The 20,449-nt window shown below is 57.4% G+C and carries 16 protein-coding genes; 7 read left to right on the top strand and 9 right to left on the bottom strand.

From position 1 onward, the window contains the following. Positions 1–45: 45 nt before the first annotated feature. The 3 genes from dctP to AC2FNU_RS01280 all read left to right on the top strand — a co-directional run bounded on the left by dctP (position 46) and on the right by AC2FNU_RS01280 (position 3,162). Positions 46–1,062 carry a TRAP transporter substrate-binding protein DctP gene (gene dctP, locus AC2FNU_RS01270; RefSeq protein ID WP_496784347.1) on the top strand — a complete coding sequence of 339 codons (1,017 nt, stop codon included), beginning with the start codon at positions 46–48 and terminating at the stop codon, positions 1,060–1,062. Positions 1,063–1,125: 63 nt separating this feature from the next. Continuing rightward, complete coding sequence (locus AC2FNU_RS01275; RefSeq protein WP_496784348.1) at positions 1,126–1,755, top strand: TRAP transporter small permease; 630 nt, start codon at positions 1,126–1,128, stop codon at positions 1,753–1,755. A 3-nt stretch (positions 1,756–1,758) separates the two neighbouring features. Then, positions 1,759–3,162, top strand: a complete 1,404-nt coding sequence (locus AC2FNU_RS01280) for a TRAP transporter large permease (protein ID WP_496784349.1) — start codon at positions 1,759–1,761, stop codon at positions 3,160–3,162. Positions 3,163–3,299: 137 nt separating this feature from the next. Here AC2FNU_RS01280 and ocd read toward each other — a convergent pair whose 3' ends face one another. The 3 genes from ocd to rocF are packed head-to-tail and all read right to left on the bottom strand — an operon-like array spanning position 3,300 to position 6,192. After that, a complete protein-coding gene (ocd, locus tag AC2FNU_RS01285) occupies positions 3,300–4,340 on the bottom strand; it encodes an ornithine cyclodeaminase (protein ID WP_496784350.1) in 1,041 nt (346 codons plus the stop codon). A gap of 11 nt (positions 4,341–4,351) precedes the next feature. Further along, positions 4,352–5,272 (bottom strand): citrulline utilization hydrolase CtlX, encoded by a 921-nt coding sequence (gene ctlX, locus AC2FNU_RS01290; RefSeq protein ID WP_496784351.1) that lies wholly within the window; start codon positions 5,270–5,272, stop codon positions 4,352–4,354. Next, the gene (gene rocF, locus AC2FNU_RS01295) at positions 5,272–6,192 is read right to left on the bottom strand and encodes an arginase (protein WP_496784352.1); all 921 of its coding nucleotides are present in this window, start codon (positions 6,190–6,192) and stop codon (positions 5,272–5,274) included. Before rocF ends, ctlX begins: the two co-directional genes overlap by 1 nt. An 86-nt stretch (positions 6,193–6,278) precedes the next feature. Between rocF and AC2FNU_RS01300 the strand changes: the two genes are divergently transcribed. Together AC2FNU_RS01300 and mprF are read left to right on the top strand one after the other, a co-directional pair. Further along, the gene (locus AC2FNU_RS01300; protein ID WP_171089554.1) at positions 6,279–6,707 is read left to right on the top strand and encodes an Lrp/AsnC family transcriptional regulator; all 429 of its coding nucleotides are present in this window, start codon (positions 6,279–6,281) and stop codon (positions 6,705–6,707) included. Positions 6,708–6,807: 100 nt separating this feature from the next. Beyond that, entirely contained in the window at positions 6,808–9,417 is a 2,610-nt protein-coding gene (mprF, locus tag AC2FNU_RS01305; RefSeq protein WP_496784353.1) for a bifunctional lysylphosphatidylglycerol flippase/synthetase MprF, read from the top strand. A gap of 2 nt (positions 9,418–9,419) precedes the next feature. Here mprF and AC2FNU_RS01310 read toward each other — a convergent pair whose 3' ends face one another. From AC2FNU_RS01310 to AC2FNU_RS01325, 4 genes are all read right to left on the bottom strand, one after another. Continuing rightward, positions 9,420–10,970: an efflux transporter outer membrane subunit gene (locus AC2FNU_RS01310; RefSeq protein WP_496784354.1), complete on the bottom strand. Its 1,551-nt coding sequence runs from the start codon at positions 10,968–10,970 to the stop codon at positions 9,420–9,422. Between the two features lie 11 nt (positions 10,971–10,981). Then, the gene (locus AC2FNU_RS01315) at positions 10,982–12,127 is read right to left on the bottom strand and encodes an HlyD family secretion protein (RefSeq protein ID WP_496784355.1); all 1,146 of its coding nucleotides are present in this window, start codon (positions 12,125–12,127) and stop codon (positions 10,982–10,984) included. Positions 12,128–12,148: 21 nt separating this feature from the next. Next, entirely contained in the window at positions 12,149–12,511 is a 363-nt protein-coding gene (locus AC2FNU_RS01320) for a DUF3302 domain-containing protein (RefSeq protein WP_496784356.1), read from the bottom strand. A gap of 207 nt (positions 12,512–12,718) precedes the next feature. Next, entirely contained in the window at positions 12,719–13,480 is a 762-nt protein-coding gene (locus tag AC2FNU_RS01325; protein ID WP_496784357.1) for a DeoR/GlpR family DNA-binding transcription regulator, read from the bottom strand. A 179-nt stretch (positions 13,481–13,659) separates the two neighbouring features. Here AC2FNU_RS01325 and glpD point away from each other — a divergent pair, with 179 nt between their 5' ends. Continuing rightward, positions 13,660–15,237 (top strand): glycerol-3-phosphate dehydrogenase, encoded by a 1,578-nt coding sequence (glpD, locus tag AC2FNU_RS01330; RefSeq protein ID WP_496784358.1) that lies wholly within the window; start codon positions 13,660–13,662, stop codon positions 15,235–15,237. A gap of 197 nt (positions 15,238–15,434) precedes the next feature. Beyond that, complete coding sequence (locus AC2FNU_RS01335; protein WP_496784359.1) at positions 15,435–15,980, top strand: DUF2087 domain-containing protein; 546 nt, start codon at positions 15,435–15,437, stop codon at positions 15,978–15,980. A gap of 39 nt (positions 15,981–16,019) precedes the next feature. Here AC2FNU_RS01335 and AC2FNU_RS01340 read toward each other — a convergent pair whose 3' ends face one another. Next, positions 16,020–19,157 carry an efflux RND transporter permease subunit gene (locus tag AC2FNU_RS01340; RefSeq protein WP_496784360.1) on the bottom strand — a complete coding sequence of 1,046 codons (3,138 nt, stop codon included), beginning with the start codon at positions 19,155–19,157 and terminating at the stop codon, positions 16,020–16,022. A gap of 3 nt (positions 19,158–19,160) precedes the next feature. Next, a complete protein-coding gene (locus tag AC2FNU_RS01345; protein ID WP_496784361.1) occupies positions 19,161–20,318 on the bottom strand; it encodes an efflux RND transporter periplasmic adaptor subunit in 1,158 nt (385 codons plus the stop codon). Between the last annotated feature and the right edge of the window lie 131 nt (positions 20,319–20,449).

A 20,449-nucleotide genomic window follows, 5' to 3' on the forward strand; every position in this document is an offset into this window, starting at 1 on the left:
TTCGCAAGCGCTTCGGGAAGAGGCGCGCCAAAGGGAGAGAAAATCATGAAAAAGATGTTGAGCGGTGCTGCTGTCGCCGCCCTGAGCATTGCGTTTGTAAGTGAGGCCGCCGCGACCGAGTGGAACGCTTCTGTCTGGGGCAAGCGCCGCGCCTTCACAGAACATGTCGAAAAGCTTGCCGAACTCGTCAGTGAGAAGACCGGTGGCGATTTCACGATCAACGTCAGCTATGGTGGCTTGTCCAAGCCGCGCGAAAACCTGGATGGTATTGAAATCGGGGCGTTTGAGATGGCTCAGTTCTGTGCTGGCTATCATCGTGACAAAAACCGCGCGATCACCGTGCTGGAATTGCCGTTCCTTGGTGTGAACAACCTTGAAGAAGAGGTTGCCGTCAGCCATGCGGTTTACGACCATCCAGCGGTCAAGGATGAGATGGCGCAGTGGAATGCCCGCATCATCATGACCTCACCTATGCCGCAGTATAATATCGTGGGTACGGGCGAACCCCGTGATCAGTTGGCGGAATTCGATGGAATGCGGGTTCGTGCAACCGGTGGTTTGGGGCAAGCCTTTGAGGCTGTGGGCGGTGTGCCGACTTCGGTTCCTGCAACCGAAGCCTTTAACGCGATGGAATCGGGTGTTGTGGACACAGTGGCCTTCGCCCAGCACGCGCATCTGTCTTTTGGCACGATCAATGAGGCCGATTGGTGGACGGCCAACCTGAACCCTGGCACGGTGAATTGTCCTGTGGTTGTGAACATCGACGCCTACGAAGCACTGCCTGCCGAGCATCGCGAAGCGCTGGATAGCTCGATTGACGAGGCGATCGATCACTACCTTGCAAATTACGGCGGCCTGCTTGAACAGTGGGACAGCGTGCTTGAAGAAAAGGGCGTGCAGAAGGTCATGATCGACGACGCCGTGATTGAAGAGTTCCGCACCAAAGCCGCAGATCCGATCCGCGAGAAATGGATTGCAGATATGACGGATCAGGGGCTGCCGGCTCAAGATCTGTATGATTTGGTTCAATCCACGCTGCAGCAGCGGCGGGGCGGTAACTGATCCTTCAGACCGGGTGCCCCGCCGGGTGCCCGGTTCTCTCTCAAATAACAAGGAACGACCGGAATGGCAGGACAGGCCACGGTGCTGGAAGACGGAAGCCGTCTGAGCCAGCTGGACCGGCATTTGTTGAAGCTTGAGCGCTTTCTTGCATTGATCAGCGGTCTGGCGGTTTTTGGCCTGATGGTACTGGCCGTGGTTTCCGTCAGCGGACGCAACGCGATGAACGCGCCATTGCCCGGTTATGTCGACTGGATCGAACAGGCGATGCCGCTGATTGCTTTTCTGGGCATTTCATTTGTGCAGCGCGACGGCGGACATATCCGCATGGATATTGTCATCTCGCGGCTTCACGGTCGGGCCTTGTGGCTGTTCGAGCTGATCTCGGTCCTTCTGATCCTCGTTCTGATGCTGGCTTTGGTTTGGGGCAGCTGGTCCCATTTCGACAGATCCTTCGACTTTGGCGCACCGCTCTGGAGCAGGGACAGTTCCATCGACATCGGTATTCCACTGTGGCCTGCCAAGCTGCTGGCACCTGTCGCCTTTTCGGTTCTGTGTGTGCGGTTGATGCTTCAGGTCTGGGGCTATGGGCGCGCATTTGTGCTGGGGCTCGAAACCCCTGTGGCGGTGCCGCTTCTTCAGGACGCTGCGGCCCAAGCGGCGGCAGAGGCCGAGCAGTTCGAAGGGCAGGACTAGAGCATGGACACGATTGATATTGGCCTGTGGGTCACAGGTGGTCTGCTGGTTCTGGTCGTCGCCGGTATGCGCGTGGCTTTTGCAGCGGGGCTTGCAGGTTTGGTTGGGCTCGTCTGGATTTTCTGGGCCAAGTTTGGATATGACCCGGACCGCTTCGGCAAAGCCTTGACGGTTGCGGTCAAAACCGCAGGGCAGGTTCCGCATTCCAAGGTTGCAGCGCATACGCTCAGCCTGATCCCAACCTTCATCCTTATTGGCTACCTGGCTTACTACGCGGGCCTGACGCGCGCCTTGTTCGAAGCCGCCAAACGTTGGGTGGCCTGGGTTCCGGGTGGGCTTGCCGTGTCTACGATTTTCGCAACGGCTGGTTTTGCGGCTGTGTCCGGAGCGTCGGTCGCTACGTCGGCCGTTTTTGCCCGCATCGCAATCCCTGAGATGTTGAAAGTGGGCTACAACAAACGCTTTGCAGCGGGTGTTGTCGCTGCAGGTGGCACGCTGGCCTCTCTCATCCCGCCATCGGCCATATTGGTGATCTATGCCATCATCGTTGAACAGGATGTCGGCAAGTTGCTGTTGGCCGGGTTCATACCGGGTGCGTTTTCCGCAATCATCTATGGCCTGCTAATTGTCGGGATTGCAGTGGTCTTCAAAACCGTCGGCCCGCCTGTCACAGGCTTTACCTGGAAAGAGCGCTTTACCGCTTTACCCGGTGCCATTCCGATTGTGGCCGTGATCCTGATCATCATTTGCTTTGTCTACAACCCGTTCGGAGACAAAGCCTGGGGCACCCCTACGGAAGGTGGCGCAATCGGGGCCTTCATTGTGTTCTGTTTTGCCCTGTTTCACGGAATGCGCTGGAAGGAATTCAAATCCGCGCTTCTGGAAACCGCCAAGCTGACGGCGATGATCTTCTCGATCATCTGGGGTGTTTTGATCTATGTGCGCTTTCTTGGCTTCGCAGACCTTCCCGGCGCGTTTTCAGATTGGATCACCGGGCTTGAAATGTCCCCGATGATGATCCTGATCTGCATCCTTCTGGCTTATGCGGTGCTGGGCATGTTCATGGATGCAATTGGGATGCTGCTTTTGACCTTGCCGGTTGTCTACCCTGCCGTCATGGCCCTGAACGGAGGTGAGACCGTCAGCGCAGCCGACAGCGCGTTTGGCATGTCCGGCCCGATGTGCGCCATCTGGTTTGGTATATTGGTGGTAAAAATGGCCGAGTTCTGCCTAATCACGCCGCCCATTGGGCTGAATTGCTTTGTTGTGGCCGGGGTGCGGCCGGACCTGAGCGTTCAGGACGTGTTCAAAGGCGTGACACCGTTTTTCATCGCCGATGCGATGACCATCGCTATGCTTGTGGCATTCCCGGGGATAGTGCTCTACCTGCCGTCGCTTGCGGGATAGCAGGGAAGCGAGGCTCTGCCTCGCGCACCGAGGTACTTTCAGCCAGATGAAGCAAGGGATCCGATCTTCATCTGGCTATAAATACCTCGGGGGAGGCGCGCGCAGCGCGGCGGGGGCAGAGCCCCCATGACAGCGCCTTACCCGGCGCGCATCAGCATTCCGAACAGATCGCGCGGATCATCGGGATCGGCCAGCATGTCCAACGGCTCGAAGAAATCTGTGCCTTCAATCGCTTGCTTCACATAACGCAGGGCTGAGAAATCTTCGATCGCAAAACCGACGCTGTCGAACAACGTAATCTGGCGATTGTCAACGCGGCCTTTGGCGGCACCGGTGATGACCTGCCACATCTCGGTTACCGGGTGATCCGCGTCCAGCGCCTGAATTTCACCCTCGACCCGTGTCTGTTCGGGGTATTCGACGAAAATATCCGAGCGGAGCAGGATGTCGCGATGAAGTTCCGTTTTACCCGGACAGTCGCCACCGATGGCGTTGATGTGAACTCCGGGACCAACCATGTTATCGGTGAGGATCGTCGCGTATTTCTTGTCCGCGGTGCAGGTGGTGATGATCTGGGCGCCCTCGATGGCTTCTTCCGGCGTCGTGCAAGGAACAACAGTCAAACCCTTGCCCTGCAGGTTTTTCGCACATTTTGCAGTAGCGTTTGGGTCAGTGTCGTAGAGCCGAACGGTACTAATCCTGCACATGGCCTTGAAGGCCAGGCATTGGAATTCAGACTGCGCGCCATTGCCGATCATCGCCATGGTGGTGGCGTTTGTCGGGGCAAGATAGTGTCCGACCAGTGCCGAGGTTGCCGCTGTACGTAGTGCGGTCAGCAGTGTCATTTCGGTCAGCAGGGTAGGATAGCCGGTATAGACATCCGCCAACAGACCAAAGGCCGTGACGGTTTGCAAACCTTCCGAGGTATTCTTGGGATGGCCATTCACGTATTTGAAGCCGTAAGCCTCACCATCCGAGGTCGGCATCAACTCGATCACACCATGCGGTGAATGCGCCGGAATGCGCGGGGTTTTGTCAAAGCTCTCCCACCGTTTGAAATCGGCTTCGATCTGTGCGGCGATTTGCGTGATCATCTGCTCGACGCCGATGTGATGAACCAATCGCATCATGTTGTCGACGGACACAAACGGCACAAGGGCTTTGTCGGATGGTTGCATAGTGCTTTCTCCTATCGGCGGGAAAGGTGGACGCCTGCGATCATGCAGCGAACCGAACCACCGGCTGTTTCGATTGTTGGAACGGAAAGTGGCAAGGGTGTTGCGCTTTCCCGAATTGTAGCGACTTGATCCGGGGTAAGGGCAGCAAGCGCTCTGCTCGACAACGCGAGCACCAATCCGTCGCGCCCCGTCAATTCAATCGCGTTGCCTGCAAATTCAGCAATTTGTTCGTGTGTCAGGTCAATCACGGTTCGCCCAGATTCCTCTAACCGGCCACGAACAGTTGCGCGCCGATCAGGGTCAGGAATCATGTCGAGGCAGATCAAAGCATACTGGGTACCGATGCCCATCAATACATTGGTGTGATAAACGTCCCGGCCTGCGGCGTCGCGGGCTTCGAATGCAATGGGCTCATAGTTGAAATGTGTGCAAAACCGTTCCAACAAGACTGGGTCAGCGCGGTTGGACGTGACTGTGTAGGCGATACGCCCAACGTGATCCAACACCATCGCACCTGTCCCTTCCAGCGCAAGGTTGTCTTGCTCCAGTCCGGAATAATCTATGACGTCCTGAACGCGGTACTTTTGTTTGAGCAGTTCAATGACATCGGTTCGGCGTTCGCGACGGCGTGATGGCACAAACATTGGGTATATCGCGACATGACCGCCGGGATGCGTTGAAAACCAGTTGTTTGGAAATACGCTGTCGGGCGTGTTCAGGTCGCCGAAATCGTCAAATACATGTACGGTAACGCCTGCGTCCCGTAACCGCCGTACGGCCTGATCATGCTCATCCCTGGCAGCTGCAGAGGTAGCCTTGGCGGATGTGCCGCTAAGTGTTTGAAACGCATTGTCATCACGTGTTTCCGGGTTAGAAGCAAAAGCATGGGGCCGGATCATGACAGCAGCAGAAGGTGCTTGCAGCGACAGCATCAGAAACTCCGGGTGGGGCGGTCAAAGATGCGGCGGCCCATAAGCGAAGCGGCCAGATCAACCATCAGTTTGGCGGTGCGACCGCGTTCATCCAGAAACGGGTTCAATTCAACAAGATCCAAGGAACTGACCAGCCCGCTTTCATGCAGCAATTCCATCACCAGATGGGCTTCGCGCTCGGTCGCCCCGCCGGGCACCGTTGTGCCAACGGCGGGCGCAACGGCGGGATCAAGGAAGTCAACATCCAGCGAGACATGCAGCAAGGCATTTTCGGCGCGCACGCGGTCCAGAAAAGCCAACAGAGGTGCCTTTATCCCATGCTCATCAATACTGCGCATGTCGGCCAGCATGGCGTGGTCCTGTTCGAGTGCTGAACGTTCAGCAGGATCGACGGACCGCAGGCCGATCATGCCAACGCGGTCCGTTGGAACCGTGGCGGACAGGGGGGGAAAAGCGTCAAAACCGGGTCTGCCCGTAAAATAGGCCACCGGTGTTCCGTGCAGGTTGCCACTGCCTGTGCTGTCTGGTGTGTGAAAGTCGCTATGGGCGTCCAACCACAGCACAAACAGAGGCCGTTCGACCTGTGCCGCATATGCGGCCATCCCGGCGACGGTACCCATGGACAACGCATGATCGCCGCCCATGAAAATAGGTATGCCCTGACACGCTGCGGCCTGCGCCGCCGTGCTGAGGGCGCGGGTCCAGCCCACACATTCCGGCAAAGAATAGAGATGGGGGTGGTCGGGCAGGCCGGTCTCTTCCGGGCTCACATCGCCCTGATCCTGAACAGTATGGCCAAGATCGGTCAAAGCCTCTTGCAGCCCGGCCACACGATAAGCGTCCGGGCCCATCCGGCATCCCTGACGACGTTTTCCGGCGTCCATGGGGACGCCCACCAATATGATAGTCTTCATGTCCATATGCTCATTTAGGCTGGCAGAGTGTCTTGCGTGAAGGCAGCAAAATGCTCAAAATGGGTCAGGAAAGTCCTTTATGAGAAAACGATATGGACGATTTGGACAATCGATTGCTCAATGCGTTGCAACGTGATGCGCGCGCCAGCCTGTCTGAGCTTTCAGAAACGCTGGGCGTCACGCGCACCACGGTGCGCAGCAGGTTGCAACGGCTGAAACAGTCCGGTGAAATTGTCGGCTTCACTGTTCTGACCCGAAGGGATCTGGCGCAAAGCCCGGTGCGTGGTTTGATGATGCTTGAGATTGAAGGGCGCGGGACAGAGCGTGTCATGGCGCGGATCGCGGCGCTGCGGCAAGTTACGGCGGTGCATTCGACCAATGGCAGTTGGGATCTGATCGCCGAGATCTCTGCCGAAACCCTGGCCGAACTGGATGAAGTTCTGTTTCAGATCCGCCGCTTTGACGGCATCACTCGGTCCGAGACGAATCTGCTGCTGTCCACACGAAAAGGGCGGCTCTAGCGCTTTGAGATGAAAACAATTTGTGCCAGTGTTTCTGGGCAAAAGATGACAAAGCAATCGCTGGATCGATTGGATTTGCAAACAGGCAGGGACGTGCAGCATGACCACTTCGCAGAAATCTGACGAACCGCTCGCCTTGCAATGGGCAGAACGTATTACGGCGATTTTGGAAAAGCCCTGGCTGCGCATCGCGATACCGATTGTCGTAACAGGCATTGCCCTGACGGTTTTGCACGAGTTGTCGGCCCATGTGAAATGGTCAGATGTGCAGAACGACATCGCTGGGACGTCTTGGAAACTGATGTTCATTGCGCTGTGCTGGACAGCGTTCAGTTTCTTTTCCTTGTCACTTTACGACGTGTTTGCTGTGCAGAGCGTGGCTGATGGCAAAGTGCCCTTGCCGGTGGCCGGAATGGCAGGAGCCAGCGGTTATGCTGTATCAAATTGCCTCGGTTTCTCTTACATCACCGGAACGGCGATCCGGTATCGGATCTATGCATCGCTTGGTCTGGATCTGGGGCGCGTGGCCGGGGTGATTGCGACCTCTTGGGTCGCGTTCTGGATGGGTCTGGTTCTGATAGTGGGTCTGTTGTTGACCTTTCATCCCGACGGCATCTCGAAGGTGGTACCGGTCAGCGCAACAGTGGAAACCGCCATCGGGCTGTGCCTGCTGGGTGGGCTGCTTGTCCTCTTCATCTGGTTGTCCACCGGTGGACGGCGGTTTTCATTGGCCGGTGTGGGGTTCAACCTGCCGGGCGGAAAACTCGCCAGCCTTCTGACGCTGGCCGCGATCGGTGATCTGTTCGGCGCATCCATGGTGCTGTACGTCCTGATGCCGGACGATCTGGGGGTTGGCTACCCGTATTTCTTCACGATCTTTATCGCCGCTATTGCTGTAGGTATCCTCAGCCATGCACCGGGTGGGATTGGCGTGTTCGAGGCGACACTGATTGCCGGGCTGGGGGCATCGGGACGATCCGACGTTATTGCCGCGCTTTTACTGTATCGTGTGGTTTATACTTTTCTGCCATTCGCCATTGCCAGCCTGTCCATTGCCGTGGCCTCGGCACTGACACAACGCCACCGGATCAGCGGTGCGGCGACCTGGGTGTACCGGGCCATTCGCCCCTTGGTACCTATTGTTGCCGCTGGAGTTGCGGCGGTGGCTGGGGTGATCCTGCTGGTCTCGGGCGCGCTGCCTGCGGGATCGCAGAATCTTGGCGTTCTGAAGGATGTTCTGCCGCTGTCCTTCGTCGAGGCATCGCACCTGGCCGGAAGTGCCATTGGTGTTTTACTGTTGCTGGTGTCGCGCGGCTTGTTTCGCAAGCTCTATCGCGCCTGGGTGGTCGCGATGCTTTTGATGGTGGCTGGGTTCTTTGCCTCACTTGCCAAAGGCCTGGACACGCACGAAGCAGTTTCGATGTTGGGAACGATTGGCCTTTTGGCCCTGTTTCGGGGGGCGTTTTACAGGGTTAGCGGGGCATCGATTTTCCGTCTGAACATCCCTTGGCTGATCAGTGTTGTTGTGTTGCTGGCCGTGATCTTCTGGATTGGTCTGTTCGCGTATTCCCACGTCGAATACCAAAACGCACTGTGGTGGGAATTTGCCTGGAACGGCGACGCCTCACGCTTTTTGCGATCGAGCCTTGTTGTGGCTGTGATCGTTGGCGTTGTGGCCGTGAACTCTCTGTTCGGGCGCGAGGTTCCAACACCGCAACGCACCGAAATCCCCGAGGTCGTCGAACGGCTTGTGATGGAAAGTGAGGATACCGAGTCCCAGATCTCGTTGACCGGCGACAAGCAGTTCCTGATCTCACCGGATAAAACGGCCTTTATCGCCTATGCCGACACCGGCAACGCGGTGATCTCAAAAGGGGAACCGGTGGGGGATGAGGCCGCAGGCCGCCAATTGATCTGGCAGCTTCGGGAAATGGCGGATCGTGAAGGAAAGCTGTGTGCGTTCTACAGCGTGTCGACCAAATACCTGCCGACCTTCCTGGATCTGGGTTTGTCGATCCTGAAAATCGGCGAGGTCGCCCGGGTGCCCTTGCAAGATTTCTCGCTGGACGGAAAGTCCCGCAAACGGTTCCGGCAGGCCAAGAACAGGGCCGAGCGGGAAGGTTATGTGTTCGAGATTATTCCAAAGGAAAAACTGGCGCCGGTATTACCTGAGCTGCGCGAGATTTCAGATCATTGGCTGGAGCAAAAGGCCGGGGCCGAGAAGGGGTTTGCGCTAGGGGGATTTGACGATCAGTACCTGTCGTATTTCGACCATGCGGTATTGCGCGATGGAAACACAGGTAAGATCAAGGCGTTTGCCAACCTGTTCCAGGGCGGTAGCAAATCCGAACTGTCGCTGGATCTGATGCGGTATGAGCCGGACAGCCCCAGCTTTGTCATGGACGCTTTGTTTGCCGAGATGATGGTTTGGGGCGCGGAACAGGGCTTTCACTGGTTCTCGTTGGGGGCCGCGCCGTTTTCAGGCATCGAAAACCGGCAACATGCCTCGCTTTGGAACCGGATAGGCGGGTTCGTCTATGAGCATGGCGAACAGTTTTACCATTTCGAAGGCTTGCGCAGCTTCAAACAGAAGTTTGACCCGGAATGGAGCCCGAATTATCTGGCCAGCCCCGGCGGGTTGGCCGCGCCGCGCATTCTGTATGAGGTCAACATTCTGATCTCGGGCGGGCTGCGCGGGCTGACAAAGTAGGATCAGTTCAGACTGGCACCGGTTGGGGTTTTTTGCAGCAGATCGCCCCAGTCGGTACGATAGGCCATTTCGGCCAATACGGTCTCAGGCAGAAACTCCTGATTTTGACGGATCTGCCATCCGCCGCCCAACCCCTTGTACACCGCGACCAGATTGCTGGACACTTGCTGGCGCGCTTCGATCAGATTGGCTTGCGAACGCAGCAGGGCCGTTTGCGTGTTCAGAATTCGCGAATAGCTGGCAATGCCGTCCGTGTACTGGCTGACCGCAATCTCAGCCGCCTTGCGCGAGGCGTCGACGCTTTGCTGATAGAACCCAACCTGTTTGCGCGCCTGTGCATAAGCGACCATGGCGCTTTCAACCTCGGAATACGCGGTCAAAACGGTGTTCTGGTAATTGGCGATCAGCGCCTGATAGGCGGCATCCTGCGCGCGGACGTTGTTCTTGATACGGCCATAGTTCAGCACGTTCCAGACCACACCAGCGCTGGCCAGACCGGTGGTGCTGTTGCCGCTGAACAGGTCGCGCCCGCCCGAAGCCTGCAAGCCAATCGATCCCGACAGCACGAATTGCGGATACAGATCCGCCATCGCGATGCCCACCTGCGCCGATTGCGTTGCTGCGGCCAGTTCCGCGGCCCGCACATCCGGGCGGCGGCGCAAAAGTTCGGCGGGCACGCCCACGGCGACATTTGTCCGCGCGGAAGGGATACGGCCGGAATTCCCCAACAAGCTTGTCATTCGGGATGGCGTGACACCCAGCAGCACGGCCAGGGCGTTTTTGGTCTGTTGCAGGTCACTTTCCAGCTCGGGCACTAAAGCTTTGGTGTTGTTGAGAAGGGCGGTGGATTCCTGCACGTCCAACTCGGTAGTGATACCGTTGTTGAAACGCAATTGGGTCAGGTCCGCAGAGTCTTGCTGCAACTTGATGTTTTCGCGGGCGACCGCCAAAGATTCCTGTAACGCGCGGATATTGACGTACAAAGCAGCCACGTCCCCGGTCAACGTCACCAACGCGTCGTCGTAATTGGCCACCTGAAGTGCCAGATTGGATCGTGCGGCCTGAACACCGCGCCGCTGTGCGCCCCAGACGTCCAGCTCCCACTGGGCATCGAAGCCGACTTGCGAAGTCGAAAATTCCGTATCCAGCGGGATGATTTGGTTGATATCGGCAATGGGTCCAAGATTGTCGCTGATTTGTCGGCGCTGCAACGACCCGCCTATGGCCTGCGATTGCGGGTAAAGCTCACCAAACGCGATGCCTAACTGCGCACGGGCCTGCAACACACGCGCACCGGCAACCTGAAGGGTCAGGTTTTGCGCGTAAGCTTCCGCAATCAGCCTGTTGAGGGTCGGGTCATTGAACGTCTCCCACCACTTCACCACGGGTGCGCTGCGTGATGTCAGGCCGCTTTGGCCGGTGCTGGGGTTATTCACCTCGATCCATTGCTTTACGACCGGAGAGTTCGGGCGCACGAAATCCGGTCCCACTGGTGCACAAGCCACCAGAGTAGCAGCGCAAACGGCAGTTCCCAGAAACCGGCGGAGTGTCATGGCGCGCATCCTCAGATATCCAGCGGTCGGATGAAGTTGGCAAAGGAATAGAGGCGAATGTTGATACGCCTCAGGAACTCAAAGCTCTTTCCCTGGCCGGTATAGATCGCAACAGCGGCATGGCCGCCCGCTGGGAAAGTGTGCCCCTCGGGTAAGTCGACAGTGATCTGCACCGCAATTCGACCCGGCAGTTTGGGCAATTCAAAACCGGGCAGACGTCCCGAAGGAAGGTATTGCCCTTGCCGGGTCGCCCACCAGATTGCCTCGACCTTGCCGGTCAGAATTTCACCGGGATAAAGATCCAGTGCCACCTCAACTTCTTGACCCGGCTCGACAAATTTGAGGTTCTGCTGGCGGAATGTTGCAAGGATATAGGGGTTGTCCTCGGTCACGAAACTGGCAATCGCGCCCAGGCGGACGTCACCGACAACCAGGCCGGGACGCGCCTGTTGCGAGACGATCATCCCGTTTTCAGGCGCATAGATGGTGGTGTTTTCCAGAAAATACTCAGCCTCGGAAAGTTGCGCCTGCGCTTGGAGAATGCCGGTGTTCACACCGTCAATCTGCGACTCCAGCGCCAGCTGTGCCTTGTTCAGATTGGCCTCGGCCTGTTTCACGCCGGCTTGATCTTCGGCCACCTGCTCGTTCCAACGGTCCAGCTCGTCCTGTCGTGCGCCGCCGGCAGGGACCAGGTTTTCGTACCGGGCTTGTTCCGTTATGGCATAGGCCAGTTGGGCATTTGCCCGCTCAACAGCTTCGGTTTTGGCGATGACATCCTGTTCCAGAATTTTCGCGTTCTGCTCGGCCGCGACCAGTTGCGCCTTGGCATTGTCAACTGCCAGAGAAAACACAGTGTCATCGAAGCGATAAAGCGGGTCACCCTTGGTCACTTGAGTGTTCGGCTCAACCAGTACCTCGGTCAAAATCGTGGGCTGCGTCAGTTTGGGCACGATCTGTATCGTTGAGCGCACCACATGGCTGTCTGCCGAAAAGGGCTGAAAGAAGCGCAACGCCACCAGAAAGATCAGCAGCAGGTGTGCACCCACCCAGAACGAGACGATGCCCCAGGCAATGTTGAATTTCAGCAATTCCAGCTTGAAGAAAATGAGCCAGACAAAAATGATGTAAAAAAGAGTGATGCCAAGGGCGACGAACATGGGTCTTGCTTTCCTTCGGCCTTAGCCTTGCTTGGTGTCGTCTGTGTCCAGACGATCCTGATATTCCGGCTTTACCTTGCCACCCAGACGTTTGATTTCGTCGCGAATGGCGTCTTTCTCTTCGTCCGGGCCACGGCGCATGTCGATGGTGACACCATCGTGGAACGCCCACATAAAGGCGTGGACCCAGGGCACAACGGCCAGAAATCCCATCCATCCCATGATCTTGACGGCTTCGGCGTGGGGATGATTGCGTTTGATCGCGATCCGTCCCGGAAGCCCCATGAGGAACAAAAATACAGCCATCACCGCTGCAAGCAGCAGGATCAATGCTACAAATGTCAGGTAGTCGTAATAGCCCAAGGGCTGGCCCAATAGTCCCATTTTGCCTCCTGCCGGGGTGCGGGTCCCGCTGGTTGTTTTCTGGGGATTGGTCGGCGCGTTTTTTGTCACCGGGCTTGGCAGAAAAACCTGACTCGGGTGCATCACCGCCCAGGTTCCCCATCCCTGCAATGATCACTTTGGGACGATACTGTCAGGCCAATACTCGTCTGGCAAGAACAGGCAGGAAAAAGACACGGATAAATTACGTCAATTGGCAATGTGCAGCGCCGTATTCCAGTCTGCGCATTTTTGGCCCAGCTCGCCGGGTGGGTGCTTGTCGGTGTAGAAACTGTCGATCTCGCTGAGCGAGGCAATCCGAGCCGGAGCAGAGCGTTGGAATTTCGATTGATCTGCGACCAAATAGGTGCGTCGCGCCTGAGCGATAATGGTTTGGCTGACCTGAACTTCCTGAAAATCGAAATCCAGCAGATCACCGTCACCATCAAGGGCCGAGCATCCAATAATGGCCAAATCGAACTTGAATTGCCGGATCGTCGACACAGTCAAGTTTCCGATCAGCCCGCCGTCAGCCCGCCGAAGCACGCCACCGGCCATCACGATTTCGCAGTCCGGGTTTTCGATCAGGATGCTGGCGACGTTCATATTGTTCGTCACAACCATCAGGTTCTTGTGGTTCAGCAATTGCCGGGCCACAGCCTCGGTTGAGGTGCCGATATTCATGAAGATCGACGCACCATCCGGAATATCTTCGGCGCAGGCTTTTGCGATGCGGGTTTTGGCATCTGCATTCAGGGCACGGCGATCTTCATAGCCGATGTTAGAGACACCAGACCGCAAAACCGCGCCGCCATGGACCCGGTCAAGCTTGCCTGCATCCGCAAGTTCCGTCAGATCGCGCCGGATCGTTTGTACGGTAACGCCAAAACGTTCGGCCAGCCCCTCAACCGTGACGCGCCCCTCAGAGCTGGCGATATCCAGAATGTCGGATTGGCGAAAGGAAAGAGACATGGGGTGGGTCCAAGGTAATGCGCCCTTTCGTTTTTGTTCTTTTAGGTGAATTTGGCAAGAAGCGCTGCGAAGTTTTCATACCAGCGTTGCAAAAAGAAAATAAACGAACATAAACATTGACCATACGAAGAACATTCTGGCTAATGCGCCTGATCATGCCTGGCGGGGAATCATTGGACATGCAGTCGACAGAAGACCAGATCAACGACCTTTTCATCATTGGCGGTGGCATCAATGGCTGCGGCATTGCCCGAGATGCCGCTGGGCGGGGCCTTTCGGTGGCGCTGGCGGAAATGAATGATCTGGCATCGGCGACGTCTTCGGCCTCGACCAAGCTATTTCACGGCGGGTTGCGGTATCTGGAATACTTTGAAATCCGTCTGGTGCGCGAAGCGTTGATCGAGCGTGAAACTCTGCTGCGGGCCATGCCGCATATCAGCTGGCCGATGCGCTTTGTCTTGCCGTATCACAAGGATATGCGGTTTGACTCCGAGACGCCAACATCGCGCTTGCTCAGCACAGTGATGCCGTGGATGCGGGGGCGGCGTCCGGCATGGCTGATCCGGTTGGGTTTGTTCCTGTACGACAATCTGGGCGGGCGCAAAATTCTGCCCGGAACCACGTCTCTGAACTTGCGCTCGACGTCGGAAGGGGAGCCTCTGCAGGATAAGTTCGAGACAGCCTATGAGTATTCAGATTGTTGGATCGAGGATTCCCGGCTGGTGGTTCTGAACGCGCGGGATGCTGAGGCGCGTGGTGCACAGATCATGGTGCGGACCGAGGTGATATCCGCCGAGCGGGTGGGCGATCTGTGGGAAGTGACCGTGCGGGATCGCGACAGCGACCAGACCCGTGTGATAAAGGCGAAAATGCTGATCAACGCGGGCGGTCCGTGGGTTGGCGACATCATCCAGACCAAGATCCGCGTGAACTCGCGCGAGGGTGTTCGGTTGGTACGTGGCAGCCATATCGTGACTCCGAAATTGTACGATCACGACAAGTGTTACTTCTTTCAGGGCGAAGATGGCCGCATCATCTTTGCCATTCCCTATGAACAGGACTTCACTTTGATCGGCACGACCGATCAGGATCATTCGGACCCGTCAACCAAGCCAGTTTGTACCGAGGCTGAGCAGGAGTATCTCTGCGCCTTCGCGTCGAAATACTTCAAACGCGCCGTGACCCGCGATGATGTTGTATGGACCTATTCCGGTGTGCGTCCGCTGTATGACGATGGGGCCAGCAGCGCCACTGCGGCGACGCGCGACTATACCCTGAAAGTCGATGCGCAGGGTGGGGCACCCGTTTTGAACGTGTTTGGCGGCAAGATCACCACCTACCGCAGGCTTGCTGAAAGCGCGCTGGAGAAGGTGGCCGAGTTCTTTCCGGACCTGCCCGGTCCCTGGACAGCAGGTGTCGCTTTGCCCGGAGGCGACTTTCCAGTAAATGCCGTCGGCACCCTGAAAAGCGACCTTCTTGCAGAATATCCGTTCCTCGCCGACGCCTGGGCCGCACGCTTGATCCGCGCATATGGCACTGAGGCGCGTGATGTTCTGGGCGGCTCAAAACAGGCCGCTGATCTGGGCGAAGACTTTGGCGCTACCCTGACGGCGCAAGAGGTCGCTTGGCTGATCGACAAGGAATATGCCCGAACCGCTGATGACATTGTCTGGCGGCGCAACAAGCTGGGTCTTCGTCTGAACAAGGATCAGATCGCGCGGATCGATGCCTGGATGGCCGAGCGCAACGTCGCGTGACAGGGGTCGCAAGACCCTTGGCGGTGGACTCCTGTTGTGTTAGCCCATGGTCACGGTCGGCAGACACCGAGGCGCCGCTGCTCTGGTTCAGAGTGCTAAACCTGCCTGAGAGACATGATTGACATTGCAACACGCAGGGCGTTGCTTCGTCAGGTCAGCGGCCAACGAATGCGCAGAACGCCCAATGTGGATGTGTCATGAGCAAAACGCCAGTCCCCTTACATATTGATGATCTGACCCCCTTCGTTCGGACCTTGTCCAACCAGCTGGGAGACGCGAGCCCCTCGCACCTGACGTTGATGAACATGGTCGCGCGCGCAGCCGGGTTTCAGAACGTGCAACATATGCGGGCCGACAGTGCCGCCAGCCGCAGACTGCAGAACCGGTCCGATCCACCAGCGCCGAATGCCCGCTTGGTTGAACGCACACTTCATCTGTTCGACACAGAGGGCAGGTTGACGCAGTGGCCATCGAAGCGTTCTGTGCAAACCCTTTCGCTTTGGGCGCTCTGGGCCGCAGTCCCGTCAGGCAGGACCTTGCATGAGGCCGAGGTCAACGCGTGCCTCAATGCCGAACATTGTTTTGACGATCCTGCAACTTTGCGCCGCACGATGATTTCCTGCGGGTTGCTCACGCGGCGCAAGGACGGGTCGGAGTATCGCAGGGTCGAACAAGAACCACCCGTCGACGCAAAACAGGTGATTCACGACATCGCCAGACGTCGGCGCGAAAGATCGCATTAAGAAAAAAGCCCCGCTGTTGCTGCGGGGCTTTTTTAGGGATCATGCGGCGGTTTCGGACGGGCCGGGATCGTTCTTGCTGCCTTTCAACCATTCTCGCGTGCTTTGCATCAACGCGTAGAGCACTGGCACCACGATGACACCGATCACGGTTGCAGCCAGCATGCCGCCAAACACGGCAACACCAATCGCCTTCTGGCTGGCGGCACCCGCGCCGTTTGCAGCCAAAAGGGGAACAACACCCAACAGGAAGGACAAGGCTGTCATCATCACAGCGCGGAACCGCTGGAAAGCAGCCTCTGCCGCGGCATCTTTGATCGACAAACCTTTGGCGCGTTGCTCCATCGCAAACTCGACGATCAGAATGCCGTTTTTCGATGCTAGCCCCACAAGCATGATCATCCCGATCTGCGTGTAGAGGTTGATGTCACTGCCAACGATCGCCACGGCTGCCACGGCCCCGAACAGGGCCACAACAACGGAAAGAAGGATCGAAACAGGCATCGACCAGCTTTCGTATTGCCCGACCAGGAACAGGTATCCAAACAGGATCGCAAGCCCAAGGATGATGATCACCAAACTGCCCGAGGCCAGCTGTTGCTGCGCCGTGCCGGTCCATTCGAACGCATAGCCGGGGGGAAGGGCGGTTGCAGATTCTTCCGTCATCACCGTGATGGCGTCACCGCTGGACAGACCCGGCGCGGGCACTGCCGTTACCGTGGCCGAGCGGAACAGGTTGTGGCGTTTCAGCAGAACCGGACCAAGCACGTTTTCCACATCAATCAGCGTACCCAGCGGAACCATATCGCCTTTTTGCGACCGGACATACAGGTTTGCAATGTCTTCGACATTGTCCCGATAAGAACCATCTGCCTGAATCATCACACGATAGACGCGACCAAACAGGTTGAAGTCGTTGACATAGTAGGACCCCAGCTGTGCCTGCATCGTCTGGAAAACCTCGGCCACTGAAACGTCTAGCGTCTTGGCTTTTTCTCGATCAAGATCGACAAAAAGTTGCGGTACGTTGGCGCGGAACGTGGTGTAGGCCTGCGCAATCTCGGGTCGCTGGTTCGCAGCGTATACGAATGATCCCACGGCCGAGGCCAGATCCTGTGGCGAGCCGCCGCCTGTCTGCTGCACTTCCATTTCAACACCAGCCGACATGCCCAAACCTTGAATGGGCGGGGGATTGAAGGCCACGATCGAGGCCGCGGACTCGGCGTTGGCGATGGCTAGAACTTTGGCCAAAATCGCATCGGCGCTCAGGTCTTCTTCCTGACGTTCCGCCCAGTTATCGAGGTTCACAAAGATCGCGGCACCGTTGGTGGTTGTGCCGTTCAGAAGCGAGAACCCGTTGACCAGAACTGTGCTGGCGACTCCGGGGATTTCACGTATCTGATCGTCCAGACGCGCCGTCACGGTTTCCGTCCGTTCCAGAGTGGCGGCGTCGGGCAGTTGAACGTCAACAAAGAGATAGCCGTTGTCTTCAAGCGGGATGAACCCGGCCGATGTGTTCGACATGATCGTGCCGGTGCCCAGACCCAGACCGACGACGATGGCCAGCGCGATGGCAGGAAACACCAGCAGCTTACGCACAATTGCGACATAGCCGTTTCGCATCGTACCGATAAACCCTTCGAACACCGCCAGCAGCCCTTTGGGCGGGCCTGAACGTTCCCGCAGAACCAGACCGCACAGGGCAGGCGATAGCGTCAGCGCGTTGATGGACGAAATCACAACTGCGGTCGAAATGGTGACAGCAAACTGCGAATACAGTCGCCCCGAGATGCCGGGCATGAAGGTCACAGGCACAAACACGGCCAGAAGAACCAGCGTGGTTGCAATGACCGGGCCGGTGATTTGGCCCATCGCCTTGCGGGTTGCTTCGGCGGGGGGCAGCCCTTCGTCTGCGATGATACGTTCAACGTTCTCGACCACAACGATAGCGTCATCCACCACAATGCCGATGGCCAGGACCAGCGCGAACAGCGAAATCGTGTTCAGCGACATGCCAAAGGCCAGAAGGAACGCAAATGTCCCGATCAGCGACACGGGGATGGCGACCGCAGGGATGACCGTCGCGCGCCAACTGCCAAGGAAAATAAACACGACCGAGATCACAAGGATGAAGGTCAGGATCAGGGTCGAGACAACGTCGTTCAGGGATGCCTCGACAAAGTCGGTGGTGTTGAACGGCACTTCATATTCCACGTCAGTCGGGAACGCGCGGGACAGGCGTTCCAACTCTGCCTGCACACGCTCGGACACCGCCAGCGCGTTCGCACCGGGCGCTTGGTAGATGCCAATCACCGTGGCCGGAACAGCCTGGAAATAGCCTGAGGCCGAATAGAATTGCGCCCCAAGCTCCGTCCGGGCGATGTCCTTGACGCGTACGATCGCGCCGTCAGCCCCGGTACGGATGACAATGTCCGCGAATTCATCCGCCGACGTCAGGCGACCCTTGGATTTGATTGTATATTGAAAGGTTTGCCCTTCAGGGACCGGAGGAGAACCGATGGACCCCGCAGACACTTCGATGTTTTGCTCGCGGATCGCGTTGATGACGTCGCCCGGTGTGATGGACAGGGCTGCCATCTTGTCCGGGTCCATCCAGATCCGCATGGCGTATTCAAGGTTGGTCAGGACGTCCGCCTTACCCACGCCCTGCACACGCGCCAGCGCGTCACGCAGGTTGATTGAGGCATAGTTCGACAAAAATACGCTGTCATAGGTGCCATTGGGCGAGGTCAGCGTGACCAGCATCAGCATGTTGGTCGAGGATTTCTGCGTGACCACACCCGAAGACGTTACTTCGGTTGGCAATGATGACATGGCCTGCGCAACGCGGTTCTGAACGTTCACCGAAGCGATGTCAGGGTCGGTGCCGACTTCAAAAGTGACGTTCAGCGAGTAAGATCCGTTGTCCGAAGATGTGGACGTCATGTAGATCATGTCGTCCACACCGTTGACCTGCGCTTCGATTGGTGCGGCGACGGTGTTTTCAACAGTCTCGGCGTTGGCACCGGTATAAGTGGTTGTAACGCTGACGACCGGTGGCGTGATATCGGGGAACTGCGCGACGGGCAGAACCATATAGCCGATGCCGCCCATGATGGTCAGCACCAACGAAATGACAAGCGCCAGCTTTGGCCGGCTGATGAACAGGGCTGAGAACATCAGTTACTCTCCCGGCTGCTCAGAGGCCACGACCGCGTCAACGGCCACGCCGGGACGGACCCGCTGCAGGCCCTCGACAATCACACTTTCGCCTTCACGCAGCCCGTCGGTTACAATGATCGCGGTACCAACCGTGTCGCCGGTGGTGATATAGCGTTGCTCGACCATCTGTTGGTCGTTGACCACCAGAACAAACTCACCCCGCTGATCGCGTTGCAGCGCGGCCTGAGGCACCAGTACCTGCAAGGTGGGTTCCAGCGCTTCGATCTGAACGTTCACAAAGGCACCATCCAGGATCAGACGGTCGGTATTGTCGAATTGCGCCCGGACGGTGATAGCGCCCGTCAATGGATCGATGCGGTTGTCGACGAACACGATCCGGCCAACCTCATCCAGTTCGGTTCCATTAGGAAGAATGACATGCACATTGGGGCTCTGCGAGCTTTCCGCTAATGACGCGGAACTTTCGCCATAGGTTTGCAAAACCGATGTAAACAGCTTTTCGTTCAGCGAAAAGTTTACGTAGATCGGCGTTTCGCTCACGATATTGACCAGCGGTGGGTTTGTTGGTCCCACAACGTCACCCACGCTGGTGGTGATGCTGCCGATACGCCCATCGAACGGCGCGTGGATCTGCGTATAGCTCAGGTCCAGTTCGGCTTGCTGAATCGCTGCGTTTGCGGCTTTGACTTCGGCCTCAGCCACCAGTTCGTTGGCGCGGGCAATGTCGCGTTCCGATTCCGGTGTGGCGTCGCGTTTATACAGCTCTTCTTTCCGGGCCAGATCGACCTTGGCCAATTCCAGATTTGCCTCGGCTCGGTTCAGATCGGCCTTGCGGGCTTCAAGCGTGGCCTCATAGAGGTCGGGCTCAATCGTGAACAGAAGATCACCTTCCTTGACGGTTGCGCCATCCTCGACCTCGCGGCTGTTGAGAAACCCATTTACACGGGCGACGATATCGACGTTATTGATCGCCTCGGCGCGGCCGATAAATGTGGCTTCGTCGGTAATCTCTTCGGTGTAAGCTGCCGAAATCGACACTTTCGGAGGCGCGCTTTCTTCCTGGGCGGCGAGTGGGAACGCCAATCCCACAGACAACAGCACAAACGCTGCGGCCAATGGCCTGCTGGTCCGGGTGGAAGAAAAAAGTGCTGGGGACATGGCGAAAGCCTCGTGCGTGACGGTAAAAATTAGTTCCGGGCGCACCGTATTGGAGGCCCGAGTCGGAAGAGCTTAATGTCAGGATGACTTTTTTGCGGTAGTTTCTCAAGCGCGATGAATCCGGAACCGGC

The organism is Ruegeria sp. BHSB064 (assembly GCF_059613205.1).

Coding starts and splice junctions, on each gene's coding strand:
- dctP (WP_496784347.1), top strand. CDS start 46: ATGAAAAAGATGTTGAGCGGTGCTGCTGTCGCCGCCCTGAGCATTGCG.
- AC2FNU_RS01275 (WP_496784348.1), top strand. CDS start 1,126: ATGGCAGGACAGGCCACGGTGCTGGAAGACGGAAGCCGTCTGAGCCAG.
- AC2FNU_RS01280 (WP_496784349.1), top strand. CDS start 1,759: ATGGACACGATTGATATTGGCCTGTGGGTCACAGGTGGTCTGCTGGTT.
- ocd (WP_496784350.1), bottom strand. CDS start 4,340: ATGCAACCATCCGACAAAGCCCTTGTGCCGTTTGTGTCCGTCGACAAC.
- ctlX (WP_496784351.1), bottom strand. CDS start 5,272: ATGCTGTCGCTGCAAGCACCTTCTGCTGCTGTCATGATCCGGCCCCAT.
- rocF (WP_496784352.1), bottom strand. CDS start 6,192: ATGGACATGAAGACTATCATATTGGTGGGCGTCCCCATGGACGCCGGA.
- AC2FNU_RS01300 (WP_171089554.1), top strand. CDS start 6,279: ATGGACGATTTGGACAATCGATTGCTCAATGCGTTGCAACGTGATGCG.
- mprF (WP_496784353.1), top strand. CDS start 6,808: ATGACCACTTCGCAGAAATCTGACGAACCGCTCGCCTTGCAATGGGCA.
- AC2FNU_RS01310 (WP_496784354.1), bottom strand. CDS start 10,970: ATGACACTCCGCCGGTTTCTGGGAACTGCCGTTTGCGCTGCTACTCTG.
- AC2FNU_RS01315 (WP_496784355.1), bottom strand. CDS start 12,127: ATGTTCGTCGCCCTTGGCATCACTCTTTTTTACATCATTTTTGTCTGG.
- AC2FNU_RS01320 (WP_496784356.1), bottom strand. CDS start 12,511: ATGGGACTATTGGGCCAGCCCTTGGGCTATTACGACTACCTGACATTT.
- AC2FNU_RS01325 (WP_496784357.1), bottom strand. CDS start 13,480: ATGTCTCTTTCCTTTCGCCAATCCGACATTCTGGATATCGCCAGCTCT.
- glpD (WP_496784358.1), top strand. CDS start 13,660: ATGCAGTCGACAGAAGACCAGATCAACGACCTTTTCATCATTGGCGGT.
- AC2FNU_RS01335 (WP_496784359.1), top strand. CDS start 15,435: ATGAGCAAAACGCCAGTCCCCTTACATATTGATGATCTGACCCCCTTC.
- AC2FNU_RS01340 (WP_496784360.1), bottom strand. CDS start 19,157: ATGTTCTCAGCCCTGTTCATCAGCCGGCCAAAGCTGGCGCTTGTCATT.
- AC2FNU_RS01345 (WP_496784361.1), bottom strand. CDS start 20,318: ATGTCCCCAGCACTTTTTTCTTCCACCCGGACCAGCAGGCCATTGGCC.